The organism is Janthinobacterium sp. ROICE36, assembly GCF_002869965.1.
Lineage (GTDB): Bacteria > Pseudomonadota > Gammaproteobacteria > Burkholderiales > Burkholderiaceae_D > Janthinobacterium.
Window position 1 is genome coordinate 140,589 of the sequence record NZ_PEBS01000001.1, and the last position, 19,176, is coordinate 159,764.

Annotated in this window: 17 protein-coding genes; 13 read left to right on the forward strand and 4 right to left on the reverse strand. The window is 63.8% G+C overall.

Going from position 1 to position 19,176, the window contains the following annotated elements:
* Nucleotides 1-68: 68 nt before the first annotated feature.
* The gene (gene argH / locus CSZ94_RS00585) at nt 69-1,466 is read left to right on the forward strand and encodes an argininosuccinate lyase (RefSeq protein WP_102119700.1); all 1,398 of its coding nucleotides are present in this window, start codon (nt 69-71) and stop codon (nt 1,464-1,466) included.
* Nucleotides 1,467-1,517: 51 nt separating this feature from the next.
* On the opposite strand, the gene CSZ94_RS00590 is transcribed toward argH, so the two are convergent.
* Complete coding sequence (locus tag CSZ94_RS00590; RefSeq protein WP_102119701.1) at nt 1,518-2,174, reverse strand: hypothetical protein; 657 nt, start codon at nt 2,172-2,174, stop codon at nt 1,518-1,520.
* A gap of 670 nt (nt 2,175-2,844) precedes the next feature.
* Here CSZ94_RS00590 and CSZ94_RS00595 point away from each other — a divergent pair.
* From CSZ94_RS00595 to CSZ94_RS00650, 12 genes are all read left to right on the forward strand, one after another.
* Nucleotides 2,845-5,376 (forward strand): M4 family metallopeptidase, encoded by a 2,532-nt coding sequence (locus CSZ94_RS00595; protein WP_102119702.1) that lies wholly within the window; start codon nt 2,845-2,847, stop codon nt 5,374-5,376.
* 252 nt (nt 5,377-5,628) lie between these two features.
* The gene (locus CSZ94_RS00600) at nt 5,629-6,822 is read left to right on the forward strand and encodes a type II secretion system F family protein (RefSeq protein WP_102119703.1); all 1,194 of its coding nucleotides are present in this window, start codon (nt 5,629-5,631) and stop codon (nt 6,820-6,822) included.
* A 10-nt stretch (nt 6,823-6,832) separates the two neighbouring features.
* Nucleotides 6,833-8,530, forward strand: coding sequence for a GspE/PulE family protein (locus CSZ94_RS00605; protein ID WP_102119704.1), 1,698 nt, complete (start codon nt 6,833-6,835; stop codon nt 8,528-8,530).
* Nucleotides 8,517-9,305 (forward strand): hypothetical protein, encoded by a 789-nt coding sequence (locus tag CSZ94_RS00610; RefSeq protein WP_146009704.1) that lies wholly within the window; start codon nt 8,517-8,519, stop codon nt 9,303-9,305. Before CSZ94_RS00605 ends, CSZ94_RS00610 begins: the two co-directional genes overlap by 14 nt.
* A complete protein-coding gene (locus CSZ94_RS00615; RefSeq protein ID WP_102119706.1) occupies nt 9,296-9,838 on the forward strand; it encodes a hypothetical protein in 543 nt (180 codons plus the stop codon). The genes CSZ94_RS00610 and CSZ94_RS00615 overlap by 10 nt, the downstream gene beginning before the upstream one ends.
* Nucleotides 9,826-10,446 (forward strand): type 4a pilus biogenesis protein PilO, encoded by a 621-nt coding sequence (gene pilO, locus CSZ94_RS00620; protein WP_102119707.1) that lies wholly within the window; start codon nt 9,826-9,828, stop codon nt 10,444-10,446. Before CSZ94_RS00615 ends, pilO begins: the two co-directional genes overlap by 13 nt.
* On the forward strand, nt 10,443-10,979 hold the full coding sequence (locus CSZ94_RS00625) for a hypothetical protein (RefSeq protein ID WP_102119708.1): 537 nt from the start codon (nt 10,443-10,445) through the stop codon (nt 10,977-10,979). The genes pilO and CSZ94_RS00625 overlap by 4 nt, the downstream gene beginning before the upstream one ends.
* Nucleotides 10,980-10,996: 17 nt before the next feature.
* Nucleotides 10,997-12,874, forward strand: a complete 1,878-nt coding sequence (locus CSZ94_RS00630; protein ID WP_102119709.1) for a general secretion pathway protein GspD — start codon at nt 10,997-10,999, stop codon at nt 12,872-12,874.
* Nucleotides 12,871-13,341 carry a type II secretion system protein gene (locus CSZ94_RS00635; protein ID WP_258000697.1) on the forward strand — a complete coding sequence of 157 codons (471 nt, stop codon included), beginning with the start codon at nt 12,871-12,873 and terminating at the stop codon, nt 13,339-13,341. Before CSZ94_RS00630 ends, CSZ94_RS00635 begins: the two co-directional genes overlap by 4 nt.
* Nucleotides 13,341-13,730 (forward strand): type IV pilin protein, encoded by a 390-nt coding sequence (locus CSZ94_RS00640; protein ID WP_219725952.1) that lies wholly within the window; start codon nt 13,341-13,343, stop codon nt 13,728-13,730. Before CSZ94_RS00635 ends, CSZ94_RS00640 begins: the two co-directional genes overlap by 1 nt.
* Entirely contained in the window at nt 13,717-14,253 is a 537-nt protein-coding gene (locus tag CSZ94_RS00645; RefSeq protein WP_258000698.1) for a type II secretion system protein, read from the forward strand. Before CSZ94_RS00640 ends, CSZ94_RS00645 begins: the two co-directional genes overlap by 14 nt.
* A gap of 45 nt (nt 14,254-14,298) precedes the next feature.
* Nucleotides 14,299-15,522 carry a M24 family metallopeptidase gene (locus CSZ94_RS00650; protein WP_102119712.1) on the forward strand — a complete coding sequence of 408 codons (1,224 nt, stop codon included), beginning with the start codon at nt 14,299-14,301 and terminating at the stop codon, nt 15,520-15,522.
* Nucleotides 15,523-15,530: 8 nt separating this feature from the next.
* Here the strand turns inward: CSZ94_RS00650 and CSZ94_RS00655 are convergent, their stop codons facing one another.
* The 3 genes from CSZ94_RS00655 to CSZ94_RS00665 form a co-directional block, all read right to left on the reverse strand.
* Nucleotides 15,531-17,087, reverse strand: coding sequence for a methyl-accepting chemotaxis protein (locus tag CSZ94_RS00655; protein ID WP_102119713.1), 1,557 nt, complete (start codon nt 17,085-17,087; stop codon nt 15,531-15,533).
* A 61-nt stretch (nt 17,088-17,148) separates the two neighbouring features.
* A complete protein-coding gene (locus CSZ94_RS00660; protein ID WP_102119714.1) occupies nt 17,149-17,556 on the reverse strand; it encodes a hypothetical protein in 408 nt (135 codons plus the stop codon).
* Nucleotides 17,557-17,566: 10 nt separating this feature from the next.
* Nucleotides 17,567-18,832, reverse strand: a complete 1,266-nt coding sequence (locus CSZ94_RS00665) for a hypothetical protein (RefSeq protein ID WP_102119715.1) — start codon at nt 18,830-18,832, stop codon at nt 17,567-17,569.
* Nucleotides 18,833-19,176 lie beyond the last annotated feature (344 nt).

Below are 19,176 nucleotides of genomic sequence, written 5' to 3' on the forward strand. Positions count from 1 at the left end.
CAAGCCCCTAAAAGCCCTACCGCACGCCAACCTTGTTTATAATCGCCCTACACTAAAGGACTTCTTTCATGACAGATCAATTCTCCAAAAAGGGCGAAGCCTGGTCGGCCCGGTTTTCCGAACCGGTCTCGGACCTCGTCAAGCGCTACACAGCTTCTGTATTTTTTGACAAGCGCCTGGCGCTGTTCGACATCGAAGGTTCGCTGGCCCATGCGGAAATGCTGCATGCGCAAGCCATCATCAGCCCGGCCGACTACGCGGAAATCCAGCGCGGCATGGCGCAAATCTCGCAGGAAATCGACGCCGGCCAGTTTGAATGGCTGCTCGACCTGGAAGATGTCCACCTGAATATCGAAAAACGCCTGACCGAACTGGTAGGCGATGCGGGCAAGCGCCTGCACACGGGCCGTTCGCGCAACGACCAGGTGGCCACCGACATCCGCCTGTACGTGCGTTCCGCCATCGACGACATCACCATCCTGCTGACGACGTTCCGCAGCGCGCTGACGGACCTGGCCGAGCAGCATGCCGACACCATCATGCCGGGCTTTACCCACATGCAGGTGGCCCAGCCGATCACCTTCGGCCATCACATGCTGGCCTACGTGGAAATGTTCGGCCGCGATGCCGAGCGCATGGCCGACTGCCGCAAGCGCGTCAACCGCCTGCCGCTGGGCGCCGCCGCCCTGGCCGGCACCACCTTCCCCATCGACCGCCTGCGCGTGGCCAAGACGCTGGGCTTCGACGACGTCTGCCACAACTCGCTCGACGCTGTGTCGGACCGCGACTTCGCCATCGAATTCTGCGCCGCTGCCGCCGTGCTGATGATGCACGTGTCGCGCATGGCCGAGGAACTGGTGATCTGGATGAGCCCACGCATCGGTTTCATCGACATCGCCGACCGCTTCTGCACCGGCTCGTCGATCATGCCGCAAAAGAAAAACCCGGACGTGCCCGAGCTCGCCCGTGGCAAGACAGGCCGCGTGTATGGCCACCTGATTGGCCTCTTGACCCTGATGAAAGGCCAGCCGCTGGCCTACAACAAGGACAACCAGGAAGACAAGGAACCGCTGTTCGACACCGTCGACACCGTCATCGACACGCTGCGCATCTTCGCCGACATGGCCGGCGGCATCACGGTAAAACCGGAAGCGATGCGCGCGGCAGCCCTGCAGGGTTATGCCACGGCAACCGACCTGGCCGACTACCTGGTCAAGAAGGGCTTGCCGTTCCGCGACGCCCATGAAGCGGTGGCACTGGCCGTGCGCGCCTGCGTCGACGCCGGTTGCGACCTGGCCGACCTGTCGTTGGAACAGCTGCGCGCCTTCTCGCCCCTGACCGGTGAAGACGTATTCGAGGTGCTGACCCTGGAAGGCTCCGTCGCCGCGCGCGACCACGTGGGCGGCACCGCGCCACGCCAGGTACGCTCCGCAATCGCCCGCGTGCGTACGCAGCTGGAAAAATAAACGGACTGCTTCCCGCCGGCGCCCCGCTGCATCGCTGCAGCGGGGCGTTTTTCATTGCGCGACGATTTTCGACAGCACGCCAAAAGCGGCCCCCGTCTGCGACGCTTCCAGCAGCAAGGTCAGCTCCGTGTACGTGCAAATGATGTTGATCAGGTTGATACGTTCCCAGGCCAGGCGCTTGAGGATGGCGTGATACACGCCCGGCGTATAACAGGTTTCGGGCGCCAGGTGCAAGGTCACGGCCGTCACCCGCTCCAGGCGCGCCAGTTCCTGCTCGCCGCCAAAGACCTCGTCCACCAGCGCATGCAGCGAACGGCTGCAGATCACCATCACTTCGTTGACGCCGCGTGTCACCGTGATGAAGGTGCCGCGCTGGGGCGCTGCCAGTGCCAGCAACTGGCGCTGGCAGGCATACGTCTGGTCGGAGTAGCGGTAGGTAAAAATCATCAGCTCGCTGCGCGTGCTCAATTCTCCCGCACGGTGCACCAGCACGATCTCGCCGCTTTTCTGCAGCGGCATCCGTTCGGCCAGTCGGCGCAGCGCCATCACCACGGCGGCCTGCCCCACCGGTTTCCATAAGTCGCTCTGCAATTGCGGCTGCAGCTGGCGCGCCACTTCCGACAGGTTAAGCAAGCCGCGGCCCAATCCCTCACTGAGAAAGGCCGATTCCATCACGATCTGTTCCACTTTGGTCGCTATCGAAAGCATAGTTCCTCGGGCCGGTGATTCTGGTGCACGCACCAGTAGCCGGCACCCCTTCCTGAAAAAAGGATGCACTGCGCCATCGGCCGCGCCGGGTGGCGCGGCCGGACTCACTGAAAAGCCCCCTTGCGGGGGATGGGCCGGGTAGCGGCGGCTAGGATGGCGGACGCAGCGTGAAGGCCGCTGCAGAGTGGAAATGGCTGAAACCAACAGCAGAAAACAGAATTGATGTCATGTGAAACTCCCGATTTTTTTCCCGATGCGCTGTATCTGGACGCGGTCATAGCCGCGTGCGCTTTTTTGTCTTCGCTTAGTCCACTGGGAACAAGGCGAAAAGCTAGTGTAGATCGCAACATTCACAAAAGGCAACAGTGTTTTTCCAACAGAACACGCCATTTGGGGAAGTCGTCCAAAACAAAAGTTGCAGTTTGTGGTAGATCAAACTTTCGGCTGATGCAGCGTCGGTGAATGTTCAATTCTTAACAAAAATTCGCGTCGTGACCCATTTCTTGAATTTTTTGACATGGCGATATCGACAAGTTTAGTGTCCCCCTACTCGGCGTCATGCCACCACAACACGGCAGGCTATCCGCCCGCCGTCAGGCACGCCGGGGTGGCCATCAGGCATCGCGGCCAGCTCATTCACCATTTCCTTAACCGATACCATGGAGCAGAAATGAATTTACGTTTGACGATAGTTGCCGCATCCATCGCCGCCCTGCCGCTGATGGTCACCCCAGCCGATGCCGCCACGCCGCTGCCACAGACCCTGATGGCGGCCCCGGTCACCCTGGCCTCTCCACAAGAGAACGCCAGCCTGGTCAACAAACTGGCCGCGCAGGCGCGCAGCCGTGGCCTGAATACCGAACATGGCTTTGCCGTCGGCGCCCAGCATCCGGGCGTCAGCGGCACGCGCGTGAGCCGCGTACAGCACACATACAAGGGCTTGCCAGTCTTCGGTTCCGAGACAGTAGTGGTCAGCAACAGCGCCGGCGACATCGTCAGTGTATCGCTGTCGGACCGCGCGTCCGGCCTCGGTAGCGGCGGCGTCAATACCGTCACCCGCAGCGCCACCACCGATATCGACACCACGCCGGCCATCAGCGCCGCCGCCGCCATCGCGGCCGCCGTGAAAAGCATCGGCGTGCCGGCCGTCGACCACGTGCCGCCACAGGCGCAACTACTGATCTACCCCGTGATGAAAACGGTGCGCGTGGCTGGCGCCGAGAACAAGTCGGAAGCCGCGCTGAACGCCCTCGACGTAGAGGACGTGGTCGACCATTACGAGCTCGCCTATCTGGTGCAGACGCGCATGATCAGCGGTAACAAGCCCGTCTACTACGACACCGTCGTCAGCGCCAAAGATGGTCGCATCCTGCGTCAATGGAAAGCCCTGAAAACCGTGGCAGGCATCGGCAACAGCCAGTACAACGGCCAGGTACCGCTCAACACCACGCTCACGGGCAGCACCTACACCATGAAGGACCCCAGCCGCGGCACGGGTGGCAGTTTCGGCGGCATGGCCATCACGAATGCCAACCACGGCACCAGCTCGGGCAGCGTGTACAGCAGCACCAGCAATACCTGGGGGGACGGCCAGCAATACGTCAACGGCGGCAGCACCACCAACGCCAACGGCCAGACGGCGGCCGTCAACGCGATGTGGGGCTTGATGAACACCTACGACACGCACAAGAATGTACTGGGCTGGTCCAGCCTGGACGGCAACAACACGGCCACCCACATCGCCGCCCACGTCAACACGGCCTACGACAACGCCTATTACGACAGCAACTGCAAGTGCATGTACATCGGCGACGGCGGCAGCTCGTTCAACAACCTCGGCTCCATCGACGTGATCGGCCATGAAATGGGCCATGGCATCACGGACGCCACTTCCGGCCTGATCTACTCGCAGGAATCGGGTGGCTTGAACGAATCGAGCTCGGACATCGCCGGTGAAATGGTGGAGGCGTATGCGCGCGCCGGCGGCACCGGCACCAGCATCCCCAACACGGGCAACGATTGGATGACGGGCAAGGAAATCGCCAAGAACGGCCAGCCGCTACGTTGGCTGTACAAGCCAAGCAAGGATGGCAGCAGCCCGAATGCGTGGAGCAGCACCATCAAGAACCTCGACGTCCACTACAGCAGCGGCCCGAACAACCGCATGTTCTACTTCCTGTCGCAAGGCTCGAACTCCACGTCCAGCAGCGACTACTACAGCTCCTACCTGAACAAAAGTCCGCTGGCCATGACCGGCATCGGCAGCGACAAGGCTTACCGCATCTGGTTCAAGGCCGCCACCACCAAGTTCACCTCGTCGACCAACTATGCCGACGCGCGCAACAAGGTGCTGCTGGCCGCCGAAGAACTGTATGGCGTGGGCAGCGCCGCGGCTATCGCCGTCAAGCGCGCCTATGCAGCCATCAACGTGGGCGCCGACGTCGATGAATCGACCACGGGCGGGGCGGTGACCATCACCAGCCAGCCGGCCAGCATCACCGTCGCACCGGGCGCCACCGCTTCATTCGCCGTGGGCGCGGGTGGCGGCACGGCGCCGTATACCTACAAGTGGTACCGCAACGGCGCCGTGATCAGCGGCGCCACGTCACCCGCCTACAGTTTCACCACTGTGGCGGCCGACAACGGCGCCGTCTTCAAGGCGACGGTGACGGATTCCTCCTCGTCCGCCGTGACGGCCACGTCGAACAGCGCCACCCTGACGGTCGGCAGCAGCTCGGCCACCGAACGCGTGACGAACGGCGGCTTCGAGTCCGGCGCCACGGGTTGGAGCGGCACCACGGGCGCCATCGGCACCTTCACGGGCCAAACCGCGTACGAAGGCACGAAGTACGCCTGGCTGGGCGGTAATGGCACCACGGCCAGCGAATCGCTGACGCAAAGCGTGACCATTCCGGCTGCCGCCACCTCGGCCAGCTTGAGCTTCGCGCTGCATATCGACACGGCTGAAACGGGCAATACCGTGTACGACAAGCTGGTCGTCACCGTGAAGAACAGCGCCGGTACGGTGCTGGGCACCCTGGCCTCGTACTCGAACGTGAACAAGGCGTCCGGCTACCAGATTCGCACGTTTAACCTGATCGCCTACAAAGGCCAGAGCGTGCAAATCTCGTTTGCCGCGACCGAGGATGCATCACTGCAAACCTCGTTCGTGATCGACAAGGTCAGCCTGGTCACCCAGTAAGCGGCTGAACATGCGGGCAAGCCATCGATACAAGGGCTTGCCCGCGCATGCAACACCGCACGATTGATTTTCTGGCAATTCCAGTCTACCCTGAGGTAGTGATTGCATTTTGCTGCTGCCGGTACCCGCGACGAATTGAACTTCTTTTGGATTGTTCCTGACCGATGCCTACTTCGACCTTGTCCGCACGCGCATTCCCTCATTCCAGCCTATCCATTTATTCGTCCGCCATCATGCTCGCTTGAGCCGGCGATGCAGTTCCACCTCCAGGTGCAGGGTCCGGCGGGCAGCCAGGCGCTGGCCATCGACGCCGCCAGCGAGGCAGAGGCGATCCGCGCGGCCGTGCGCGGTGGCTGGCGCGTGCTGGCCGTCGATGATGACTGTGCGCAGGACGTGGGCATCGCACTGCGCCCGGGCAAACAGGGCCTGCCCCTGCTGCAATTCAGCCAGGAGCTGCTGGCCCTGCTCGAAGCGGGCCTGAACCTGGGCGAGGCCATGGCCACCCTGCACAACAAGGAAACGCGCACCGGCGCCAAGGCCACCCTGGCCGCCATCGTGCTCACCTTGCAGCAGGGGCTAAGCTTTTCCGACACCCTGGCCGGTTTCCCCGACATCTTCCCCGATATTTACATCGCCACCGTGCATGCGGCCGAACGCTCGGGCAACCTGCCCGAGGCGCTGGCGCGCTTTGTCGGCTACCAGCTGCAATTCGACGCCATCCGCAAAAAACTCATTTCGGCCGCCATCTATCCGTGCATGCTGCTCGTCGTCGGGGGCCTGGTGACGCTGTTCCTGCTCGGCTACGTGGTGCCCAAATTCAGCGTCGTCTATGAAAGCTCGGGCCGCGAAATTCCCTGGATGTCGCAAATGCTGCTGGGCTTTGGCCAGACCCTGGCCGCGCATCCGCTGCTGTGCGCCACGGCGCTGGCCGCTGTGGTGGCCGCCGTGGTCTTCGGCATCGCCAGTGCCGGTGCGCGCCAGGCCATGGTCTTGCGCCTCTTGCGCCTGCCCGTGCTGGCCGGGAAGGCGGCAGAATTTCGCCTGGCCCGCTTCTACCGCGCCCTGAGCCTGCTGCTGCACGCGGGCATCCCGCTGCACAAGGCGCTGGCCATGGTCGGCCCCATGCTGCTGCCGGCGCAGCAGGAACAGCTGGCGCAGGCGCGCCGCGCCGTGCAGGAGGGCATGCCGTTTTCCACAGCGCTGGAACACGCCGGCATGGCCACGCCGGTGGCGCAATCGCTGCTGAAAGTCGGAGAGAACACGGGCCGCCTGGGCGACATGCTGGAACGCTCGGCCAAGTTCCACGACGAGGAATTCGCCCGCTGGGTGGACTGGGCGTCGCGCCTGCTCGAACCGCTGCTGATGACCATCATCGGCGTGGTGATCGGCGGCGTAGTGGTGCTGATGTACATGCCTATCTTTGAACTGGCCGGGAGCTTATCTTGAAGTTCATGTCATGAACGCACGCGACGAAGAACGCACCGTGCTCGATGCGGCCATGCTGCGCCGGGCCCACGCCAGCGCGCTGGAACAGGGTCGTCCGCAGATGGCCGTGCTGCAGGAAACGGCGGCCCTGCCGCCTGAAGTCTTTTTGCGCCAGCTGGCCGCCCTGTTCCGCTACCCGGCGTGGACGATGGCCGAGCTGCAGGCCGCCTTGCCCGCCTTTGCCCTGCTGCCCTACACCGATTGCGCCCAACGCGACTGCGTGCTGCTGCAACCGGGCGTTCCCGGCGCGCCGCCCGTGCTCATCATCGGCAACCCGTTTGCCGAAGACTTGCTGCAATGGGCGGACTTTGCCCTGTCCACGCCCTTCACGGTGGCGTTGGCCCACCCGGACGACCTGGCCGCCTATTTGCTGCAACAGGAAAGCGTGCAGCAGGCGATGCAGGAGATGCAACATGGCGATGACGTGCCGGGACTCGACCAGAGCATCGAAGACATCTCGCTTATTCGCATCAGCGAGGACAGCAGCCCGGTGGTGAAACTGGTGAACTCCACCATCTACGACGCCCTGAAATTCCAGGCCAGCGACATCCACCTCGAATGCGACGTGGCCAGCCTGGTCATCAAATACCGCGTCGACGGCGTGCTGGTGCAGGCGGGCCAGGTGCAGGGACTGGCGATGGCCGAGCAGATCATCTCGCGCATCAAGGTCATGGCCGATCTCGACATCGCAGAACGGCGCGTCCCGCAGGATGGCCGCTTCAAGGTGCGCGTGAAAGGGGCGGAGATCGATTTTCGCGTTTCCATCATGCCCAATATCTTTGGCGAAGATGCCGTGCTGCGCCTGCTGGACCGGCGCGCGCTGACGGAGGCGGCGCAGGCGCTGCGGCTGGAAAGCCTGGGCCTGAACGAAGATGCCATCGAGCAGATACGCCGCCTGGCCGCCAAGCCGCACGGCATGCTGCTGGTGACGGGGCCCACGGGCTCGGGCAAGACCACCACCCTGTACGCGGCCATCACGGAAATCAACACGGGGCGCGACAAGATCGTCACCATCGAAGACCCCGTCGAATACCGGCTGCCGCGCGTGCTGCAGATCCCCGTCAACGAAAAAAAGGGACTGACGTTTGCGCGCGGCCTGCGCTCCATCCTGCGCCACGATCCCGACAAGATCATGATCGGCGAGATCCGCGATGACGAAACGGCGCAGATCGCCGTGCAGGCCGCGCTCACGGGCCACCTGGTGTTTACCACCGTGCACGCGAACAATGTCTTTGATGTGGTGGGCCGCTTCCTGCACATGGGGGTCGATGCCTACAGCTTTGCGGCGGCCCTGAACGGCATCGTGGCGCAGCGCCTGCTGCGCCTCAATTGCGCCCATTGCGCCGTCGACGCCAGCGCCGAGGTACTGGCCGATGCGCAGCAATTGCGCGACAGCGGTCTGGCCCTGCATCAGGTGCAGGACTGGCAGTTCATGGCCGGCAAGGGCTGCGGCCATTGCCGTGGCACCGGCTACAAGGGCCGCAAGGCCGTCGCCGAGGTCTTGATGCTCAGCGATGCCATGCGCGAAATGATCTGCACGCGCGCGCCCCTGAGCCAGATGAAGGAAGAAGCGGCGCGCAACGGTTTTCGCCTGGCGCGCGAAGCGGGTCTGGACCTGGTGCGGCGCGGCGAAACCACTTTAGCGGAGCTCAATCGTGTCACTTATTGAACGCCTTACCCGCGCCACCGTGTGCCTGCACCTGGCGCCACACGGCTTGCACGGCGTGCTGCGCCGCGCCGGCCGTCCCTTGCCCGACAGCGCCTTCCACCTGCCGATCCCGAACCCCGACGCCAGCTGGGAAGTGGCGCTGGCCGCCCTGCGCGGCTGGCTCGAACAGGATGGCGGCAAAAAACTGCCGCTGGCCGTCAGCCTGGCCAGCCGCTGGTGCGCCATGCTGGTGGTGCCGTGGAGCGGCGCCTTGCTCGACCGGAGCAGCGCACAGCGCTTCCTGCACAGCCAGTTCGCTGCCGTCTATGGCGACGGCGCGCGCGCCTGGCGCCTGGCTGCCGACGACGCGCCCTATGGCAAGCCGCGCCTGGCCTGCGGCATCGATGGGGACTTGCTGCAAGGCGTGCAGGAGGTGGCGGCCGCGCATGGCCGGCGCTGCCTGTCCATCGAACCCATCGTCGGGCCGGCCTGGCGCAGCATCGCCGGCGGCAAACCAAACGCCTTCGCCCTCGTGGAAATGGGACGGCTGCTGCTGGCAACGACGAGCGGCGGGCGCATCACGGCCCTGCACAGCCAGTCCTGCGGCGCCGCCTGGGGCGACGAACTGGATAGCGCGTGGCGGCGCTGGAACTTGCGCGCGCCGCAGCTCGACGCCATCGAACACGTGGCGCTGCTCGACTTGAGCGGCGTGCCGCAAGCGAACGTGCCCGAACGCTTCCAGCCCGTTCCCGTGGCCGGCGCCGCGCACCTGATGCGGGAGGCCGCATGGGCCTGAGCCATCTGGAATTCTTGCCGCCCGGAGCAAAGCAGACCTTCAAGGGCTGGCGCCTGGCCCTGTGCCTGGCGGGCGGCTTGATGCTTCTGCCGGCCGCCGTGTACTGGCTGGTGCAGGCGCAGGAAACGCGGCGCCTGGAAGCGCAGCTTGCGCAGCTGCAGCCCGCACGCGCCATGCGCGCCCCTCTCTCGGCGAGCCAGCAGCGCGAACGCGACCTCGAACTGAAACAGGTGGCTGCCGCCGTGCGCCAGCTTAACTTGCCCGTCACACGCCTGGTCAGGACGGTGCAGGCGCCGCGCGACGTGCGCGTGGCGCTCCTGGGGCTGGACCTGAATGCGCAGCAGGGACAGGATGGCGCCAGTGTCCTGAAAATCGCCGCCGAAGCGGAGACGCCGCAGGACATGCTCAACTACCTGGCCTTCCTGAACCAGCAACCCATGTTCAGCTCCGTGTATTTGCTCAAACACGAGATGAACGCCAATACGCCGGAGCACGCGTATCGTTTTCAGCTGGAGGCACAATGGCGGCAATAAAACCCGTGTCAAAAGCCAGCGCAGCCATGGCCCGTCCACGCCTGCAGCTGCGCATGCCGACGCGCTTGCAGTGGGAAGCGCAACGGCTGTGGCGTAGCCTGGGCTGGCCTTGCGCCGTCGGCGCGGCCTGCCTGGTGCTGGCCATCTTTTGCGTGTGGCAGGGCGACGCCTTGGCCGAACGCCAGCAGCAATTACGTACACAGCTGGCCATGATGGCGAAACAGGCGGCGCTGCCGCCGGCGGCCGTCACGCTCGATGCCGATGCGGACAGCCTGGCCGCCTTCCACGCCTACCTGCCCGCGCATGACAGCATCCCCGAACAACTGAAGGCATTGCTGGAGGTGGCGCAAAAGAGCGGCGTCACCCTGTCCAAGGCCGACTACAAGCCGCAGGAGGATGGCAGCACGGCCTTTTTGCGCTACCAGATCACCCTGCCCGTGAAGGCTGAATACGCGCAGCTGCAAACCTTTATCGTCGATGCCCTGCAGGCGCTGCCCACCCTGACGCTCGACTCTGTGCTCTTCAAGCGCGAGCAGATCGAGGCGGGCGAGATCGATGCGCGCATCCAGTTCATCTTGCTGGTGAAAAAGGCGGAGGTACGCCGATGAAAAAATCCGTACTGGGAGCCGCCGCCGTGGCGACCTTGCTGGCCGCCCTCTTCGCCCCCGAAGACGAGGGCAGCATCGTGGGCCCGGCCACGGCCACCACGCGCCAGGTGGAGCGGGTGGCGGTCGCGCCTATCGCTGCAGTCGCCGCTGCGCAAACCGATCGCGCGCTGGCCATCCATCCACGTCGTGCGCTCGAGGACGAGGAAGCGGCCACCTTGTTCGCCAAGCAAAGCTGGCAGCCGGAGACACCGAAAAAGATCATGCTCGACCAGCAGGCAGCCCAGGCGGCACACCCCGCTGCCCGCGTCGATGCGAACGCGCCGCCACCGCTGCCCTTTCAATTCCTCGGCCGCTTCGTCGACGAAGGCAAGGCAGCCTACTTCCTGCAGGCGGGCGAACGCAACGTGGTGGCGCGCCCCGGCGACATGCTCGAAGAGCGCTACCGCTTCGACGGTGTGGTGCAAGGCGCACTGCAATTTACCTATCTGCCGCTCAACCTGAAACAGACACTCGCCGTAGGGGATCTCAATTGAAACAACGCGCACAACGCATGTCAGCCACCTTCGCCCTGCTCCCGATGCTATCCCTGCTGGCCGCCTGCGCCGGTAACCAAGCCTACAACGACGGCCAGGCCATGCTGGGCGCAGGCCGCACGGAACAGGGCCTGGCCCTGCTGGAACAGGCGGCGCAAGCCGAGCCGACCAACGCCAAGTACCGCATCGCCGTCACCAACGGCAGGATGCGCGCGCTCAATAGCCTGAACGGACGCGCCGAGGCGCTGCGCCAGCAGGGCAAGCTGCCCGAAGCGCAAGCGCTGTACCAGCAGGCGCTGACGCTGGACGCCAGCAATGACGTGGCGCAGCGGGGCCTGGCCGGCGTGGCGCAGGATGAGCGGCACCGCAAGCTGGTGCAGGAAGCGCAGGCCAGCTATCAGCGCGGCGGCGAAGCGAATATCGCGCAGGCGCAGGAAGCCTTGCGCCAGGTGTTGCAGGAACGCCCCGCGCAGCGCGAGGCGCTGGCCCTGAAAAGCCGCATCGGCGACGCGCAGGCCAGCGCCCGGCCGGCCGGCGGCAAGCTGGCGGCCGCCTATCGCAAACCTGTGACCCTCGAATTTCGCGACGCGCCCCTGCGCTCCGTCTTCGATCTTCTCAGCAAGGTGTCGGGCCTGAACTTCGTCTTCGACAAGGAAGTCGACCCGACCCTGCGCGCCACCATTTCCGTGCGCGACACCAGCATCGAAGAAGCGATTGCCATGCTGCTGGGCGCCAACCAGCTGGAACAAAGCGTCACCAGCGACAAGTCGATCACGATCTACCCGAACACGCCGCAAAAGGTGAAGGAGTACCAGCAACTGGTGGTACGCACCTTCTTTCTCGCCAATGCCGACGTCAAGACGGTGGCGTTTTCCATCAAGACCCTGCTCAAGGCCAAGGACGTCGTCACCGATGAACGCCTGGGCATCATCATGCTGCGCGATACGCCGGAAATGGTGCGTATGGCCGAACGCATCATCAACGTGCAGGACCTGGCCGACCCGGAAGTGATGCTGGAAGTGGAGGTGCTGGAAGTGAAGCGCACGCGCCTGATGGAACTGGGCGTGCGCTGGCCAGACCAGGCCAGCCTGACCTTGGCCGGCATCGCAGGTAGCACGGGAGGCCTGGGCGGCCTGAAAGTGGCCGACCTGCACCGCATCAATGGCGAGAACATCAACCTGGGCATCGGCGGCGTGACGCTCAACGCCAACAAGACCGATAGCGACAGCAACATCCTGGCCAACCCGCGCATCCGCGTGCGCAACAAGGAAAAGGCCAAGATCCTGATCGGCGACCGCGTGCCCGTCATTACCGTCACGACGAATAACGGCGTCAGTTCCGACAGCGTCAATTACATCGACGTGGGCTTGAAGCTCGACGTCGAGCCGAACGTCTACCTGGACGACGAGGTGGCCATCAAGATCAACCTGGAAGTGTCGAACGTGGTCAAGGAAGTGATCAGCAAGACGGGCACGCAGGCGTACCAGATCGGCACGCGCAGTGCTTCCACCGTGCTGCGCCTGAAGGATGGCGAGACGCAGGTGCTGGCGGGCCTGATCAGCAACGAGGACAGGGGTACGGCCAACAAGGTGCCCAGCGTAGGCGAGCTCCCGATGCTGAACCGCCTGTTTGGCAGCCAGAAGGATGACGCCATGCGCAGCGAGATCGTGCTGTCGATCACGCCGCGCCTGCTGCGCAGCATCCGCCGTCCGGACCTGATGACGGCCGAATTCAACTCCGGCACCGAAGCATCCGTGGGCGGCCGCGCCAGCGTGGGCGGCAGCCCTGAGGCTATCGTCGCGCCCGAGCAGGCCGCCCCGCGCAGCGGCTCGTCCATGACGGGCGGCGACGAAGCGCCGGCCGCCGGCGACAAGGCCAGCAAAGGTGGCCAGTGAAGCAACAGGGCTTTACCTTCATCGAGCTGATGATCACCCTGGCGATCATGGCGACCCTGGCCACGGTGGCCGTGCCGATGGTGCAAGTGGCGCAGCAAAGGGCGAAGGAACAGCAATTGCGCAGCGCCCTGATCGAGATACGCGAGGCTATCGATGCCTACAAGCGCGCCTCGGACAATGGCCGCATCAAGCTGTCGCTGGGAGGATCCGGTTATCCGAAAAAACTCGATGAACTGGTCGAGGGCGTGCCCGACCAGCGCAGCGTTTCGAAGCAGAACATCTATTTTTTGCGCCGCCTGCCGCGCGACCCGTTACAGCCCAGGGAAGAAGGCAGTGCCGCCGATAGCTGGAACAAGCGCGCCTATGCCTCGCCGCCCGACAATCCCAGCGAAGGCGAAGACGTGTTCGACGTCGCCTCGCGCTCGACCAAGGTGGGCCTGAACGGCGTGCCGCTCAAGGAATGGTGATGTCGATGCCTTATTCATCCCCGCGGCGCGGTTTTACGCTGGTCGAACTGCTGGTGGTGCTGGCGATCATCTCGCTGCTGCTGACGATCGCCATTCCCCGCTATTTCGGCTCGGTGGAAAAGTCCAAGGAAGTCGTACTGAAGGAAAACCTGCAGGTGCTCAGGAGCGGCCTGGATAAATACTATGCCGACAAGGGCGAGTATCCGGCCGCCCTGGCCGACCTGGTGACCCACCATTACTTCCGCAGCGTGCCGCTGGATCCCGTCACGGAGTCCGCCGCCACCTGGCAGCTGATCCCTTCGCCGAATGGCGAAATCGGCGGCGTGGCCGACGTGCGCAGCGGCGCCAAGGGCAAGACACGCGAGGGCATACCCTTTGAGCAGCTCTAGGTTCCGGCGCCGTGCACTGGGCTTCGCGTATATCTGGACCCTGATGCTGGTCGCCTTCATGGGCGTGGGCATGGTACTGGCCAGCGAATTGCATGCCACGGCTGCGCGGCGCGACAAGGAGCGCGAACTGCTGTTCATCGGCCATGAGTTCCGCAACGCGCTGGGGCGCTACTACGACAGCACGCCGGGCGATGGCCGGCCCCGCTACCCCTTGACCTTGCAGGAATTGCTGCGCGATCCCCGCTTTGCCAACGCCCGACGGCACTTGCGCCGTCTGTACGCGGACCCCGTCACAGGCAAGGCGGAATGGGGCGTGCTGCGGCAGGAAGGACGCATCGTCGGCATCCATTCGCTGTCGCCGCAGATCCCCATCAAGCAGGACAATTTTCTCGACGAAGACGCCAGCCTGCGCCGCAAGCAGCGCTACGCGGACTGGCACTTCACGTATCCGCACGACCTGGTGCTGGCCCCACCCGATGCCGCCGGCGGCGCGCCCGGACTCAAGCCGAAAGGCGCAAACTGATAACATGCGTCCTTTCCGTATCACACATCGAACAAAGGGGCAGGCATGAGCATAGGTGGCATTTCCATCGAACAGGCATTGGCATCGCTGTCGGACATGACGGGCGGCATGGTCGCCATCGGCAAGGACGAACATGCACGGCGCATCGCCAAGGCGCAAGCGTTCATGCGCAAGCAAGGCATCGCCGCGATCTACCTGAACGCGGGCGCCAACCTCACCTATTTCACGGGCACCAAATGGTATGCCAGCGAGCGCATGGTAGGCGCCATCCTGCCGGCCAATGGCGCGCTCGAATACATCGCCCCCGCCTTCGAGGAAAGCACCTTGCAAGGCGTCATGCTCATCGAAGGCCGTGTCAATTGTTGGGAAGAGCATGAGAGCCCGTACCAGCTGTTCGTCGACGTGCTGGCGCGCATGGGCGTAGCGCAAGACGCGAACCAGCCGCCGCGCGTGGGCATCTGCGAAAGCGCCGCCTTCTTCATCTATGACGGCATCCGCCCGCTGGCCGCCGGCTATGCACTGGAAAACGCGCGCGCCGTGACAGCCTACTGCCGCAGCCGCAAGTCAGCGGCGGAAATCGCCCTGATGCAGCGCGTGATGGACATGACCCTGGCCGTACACGTGGCCACGGCCAGCATGCTGTACGAAGGCATCACGACGGTGGAAGTAGAGGAATTCATCCAGCGCGCGCACCGCAAGGTGGGAGCGCCCCGCTCGTATTTTTGCATCGTGCTGTTCGGCGAAGCGACGGCCTACCCGCATGGCGTCAATTATGTGCAAACGTTAAAAGCTGGCGACACGGTGCTGATCGACACGGGCTGCCAGGTGATGAACTACATCTCCGACATCACGCGCACCTATGTGTTTGGCGCCATCAGCGCGCGCCAGCGCAGCGTGTGGAACAGCGAAAAGGCGGCGCAGGCCGCAGCATTCGCCGCCGCACAGCTGGGTGTGCCCTGCGGCGATGTGGACCGCGCCGCCCGCGTCTCGCTGGAAGCAGACGGCTTTGGTCCCGGTTACAAGCTGCCGGGCCTACCGCACCGCACGGGCCACGGTATCGGCCTCGATATCCACGAATGGCCTTACCTGGTGGGCAATGACACCACGCCGCTCGACGTGGGCATGTGTTTCTCGAACGAGCCGATGATCTGCATCCCCGGCGAATTCGGCATCCGCCACGAAGACCATTTCTACATGACGGAAAGCGGTCCGCGCTGGTTCACCGAACCGGCACACAGCATCGACGATCCGTTCGGCTTACAACGCTGATCCCGGCATTAGCGCAACGCCAAACGCCGTGTCGCCGGAACGGCCGGCCCTTGGACCAGCTTGAACACGGCCAGCGCCGTGCCCAGTTGCACGGCCTGTTCCTGCAGCGATTCGGCCGCCGCTGACGCCTCTTCCACCAACGCGGAGTTTTGCTGCGTCATTTGATCCATGCTGCCGATGGCCACGCCGATATCGCCGATACCGGCGCTTTGCGCCTGGCTTGCGGCGCTGATCTCGGCCATGATGTCGGCCACTTTTTTCACGGAATCGACGATCTGCCCCATGGTCAGCCCCGCCTCGTCGACCAGCTTCGAGCCGACATTCACCCTGGCCACCGAGTCGCCAATCAATTCCTTGATTTCGCGGGCCGCGCCGGCGCTGCGCTGCGCCAGATTGCGCACCTCGGACGCCACAACGGCAAAGCCGCGTCCCTGCTCGCCCGCGCGCGCCGCTTCGACGGCCGCGTTCAAGGCCAGGATATTCGTCTGGAAGGCGATGCCGTCAATGACGCCGATGATGTCGACAATGCGCCTGGACGAATCGTTGATCTCACCCATGGTGGTCACCACCTGGCTGACCACTTGCCCGCCTTTCACGGCGACAGAAGAAGCCGACACCACCAGTTCATGCGCCTGGCCCGCATTGGCCGCGTTGTCGCGCACGGTCACCGTCAGGCTATCCATGGCGCGCGCCGTCTGGTCCAAGCTGCCCGCCTGCGACTCCGTGCGCGCGGCCAGGTCCGCATTGCCTTGCGCGATTTCCGCGCTGGCCACCTGGATGGTTTCAGCAGAAGCCTTGATATCGGCCACCATGCCGCCCAATTTTCCGCGCATCTCCTTCAAGGCCGCCAGCAGACTGGCCTGGTCGCCCGCCTCGGTGGCAATCTCCATCGACAGGTCGCCATCGGCCACGGCGCGCGCGATCTGGCGCGCATATTCCGGCTCGCCGCCGAGTTGCTGCCAGATGGCGCGCACAACAAAGTGCGACACGGCCGCCAGGCAAACAATGACGGCCAGCGCCACAGCGATGCTGGTATTGAGGGCATGGCGCACATTTGCCGCGCTGCGGGCGATGCCATCCTTGAATTGCAATTGCGCCTGCTCGTTGGTTTTGGCCAGGTCGGCACTCAGGGCCGCCAGCGCGCCCTGCATGCGGGCCACGGTGGCTTGCGGGTCGCCCTGCTCCATCTCCAGCATAATGCGCGCCGCACTCAGGGCCGGCACATAGTAGGCGTCGAACTCCTTCGCCAGTTGCTGGCCGTGCTCGCGCTGGCCGGGAATGGCCGCAAAGGCGGCCAGCTTGGCGCGCAGCTTGACGGCCTGGCCATCGACTTGCGCGATGCGCTCCTTGTCGCCTTCGCTGACGGCGTCGCGCAAGCCATCACCGACGGAGGCCACGTCCAGCGTCAGCGACTTGGCCATGTCGAGCACGGGATAGTCGGCGCTTTCAGTGGCGTGAATGGAATTGAGCGCGGCCGTAGACAGGTAGGCACTGACGGCCAGTCCCAGGCCGAAGATCACGGCCGAGACGACGGGCAGCGCCCATATCTTGCGTTTGATGCTCATTGCTGTCTCCTGATTCTGATGAATTATCGGGCCGCCGCATGGCGCGCGGCCCGAGCCGGCTTTATGGCGCCGTCAACACTACTTTGACGGTGCCGTCGACGGCACTCTTCTCGATATAGCCGATGGCTTTCGGATCGGCGGCCACGGCCTTTTTCACGTCGGCGCTATTGGCCACCTCTTTCGGCAAGGTCGCCTTGCCCGTGAAGACCAGCTTGGACCACAGGGCCTTGGCCTGCGACGGTTCCTTGTCCGTCACCTTCTTGTAGAACTCGGCGCGCACGGCGGCAGCTTCCGGCTGGTCGATCGGCGTCATGGCCGTCGATTTACCGAGGAAGAACTGCGCTACCTGTTCATTCGTCATGGCGCCGGCGGCGCTTTTGGGATTGACCACCACGACCACTTCGGCCATGGCGGGAACGCTCATCGACAAGGCGAGCAAGGCAGCCATATGTAAAATAAATGGTTTCATGCGGCGCTCCTTAGAAAACGAAATCGATGGCGGCAGCCACCACCGTGACGGGGCCGCTGAAACCCGGCTTGGCTTGCACGAACAGGCCCTGGCCATTCTTAGGCTTGATGCGGTCGATCTGCACCTTCAAGGCGGCCGAACGGTGAAAGTCCCAGCGCACGCCGATGCTGTCCGTCGATTGCTCCAGCTGGTTGCGCGTGTTGGCCATGGTATTGACGCCGGCCGACAGCGCGCGCAGTGTCGGCGTGCAGGCGGCTGGATAACCGGCCGGGCAGGCAGCCGGAACGGTGTTATTCACCCGCTCATCGGCCTTCAGGCTGGCATGGCTGTAATACGGCAAAAAGGCGCCGATGTGGTAGCCGCCCATCACGTACCACGAGGTGCTGTCGCTGATATAACTGTCCGTCTTGCGCTTGGCATACTCGGACTGCACCAGGACATTGTTCCAGTCCAGGCCCATGCCCACGGAAGTGAATGATGCCTTCTTGTCCTTCACCACCAGCGCGTCGGCCAGGGCACCCAGCTGGGCGAACTTGTAGCCGGCGCCAGCCGCGCGCAAAGCCCCGATCAGCGCATTCTGGCTGGTGGAATCGTCGATGGTCAGTTTGGTTTCGGCACGGCCGAAGCGCAGGGTCAAGGGACCATGTTCGGCCACCACGTTGAGAGCGACGATGGACTTGCCTTCCACGTGCACGGTCGAATCCGGCCCTGTCGCCAGGGTGGCCTTGGTGCGGCCCAGCGCCAACTGCGTGGTGATGCTGGTGTCGCCCGCGCTGAACTGGTAGGTGCCGTCGATGCCGTCAATGCTGTTGAGGGGCACCTGCGAATACATTTCTCCCGGCGGGCGCAGCATGGTGTTGGCATAGCCCACGTTACGGTAATCGGAAATCATGAAGATGGGCAGGCCCATGCGGCCAACGCGCACGCTGAAGCTGTCCGACACCTTGGCCTTGGCAAAAGCCCAGGCAAGTTCGGCGCCAAAATCATCCTCGCCATCCTTGCGCGCCAGGCCTTGCACGGTGGCCGACAGCCACGGGTTGACGGTGACGTTCGCCTGCAAGCCCAGGTTGGAATCGACACCGGTGCGGGCAGTGCGGCCCGCACCGGCAGCCTGGTTCGGACGCGCGAACTGCGCGTTGTCGGTATCGGCCATGGTCAGCGCGGCCGTGCCGTAACCACTGATCTTGACGGTAGGGCCGCTGGCAGCATCTTCGGCATAGGCATGGCTGATGGCCAGAGGCATGGCCAGCAGGAAAATCAGGACGTGTTTATTCATAGTAATTAAATACCCGTAGCGGTGAACGTTAATCGTGGAGTTGGGCTCGAGGTCGATGGCTCACCGGCCATAACAGGCCGGGTCCTTTTTGCGCCGCCGTCGCCATGCATGGCGTGAATGACGGTGTGACCAGTGAGTGGAACCATGCTACAGAGAAAAGGTTTTACGTTGGAAAGTTTTCTTGAGGCAATTAACGATTCCGCCATTTTTCATGCAAAAAACACGCTTTCTAGAGGATTTTATCTAAAGGGCAGGCGGGAAAAACCACACTTTCGCTATATTTTTCATACACTTATGCATAAATCAAGACAAAAAGAACTCGGCTAAAAAAAAACGCCATCCGC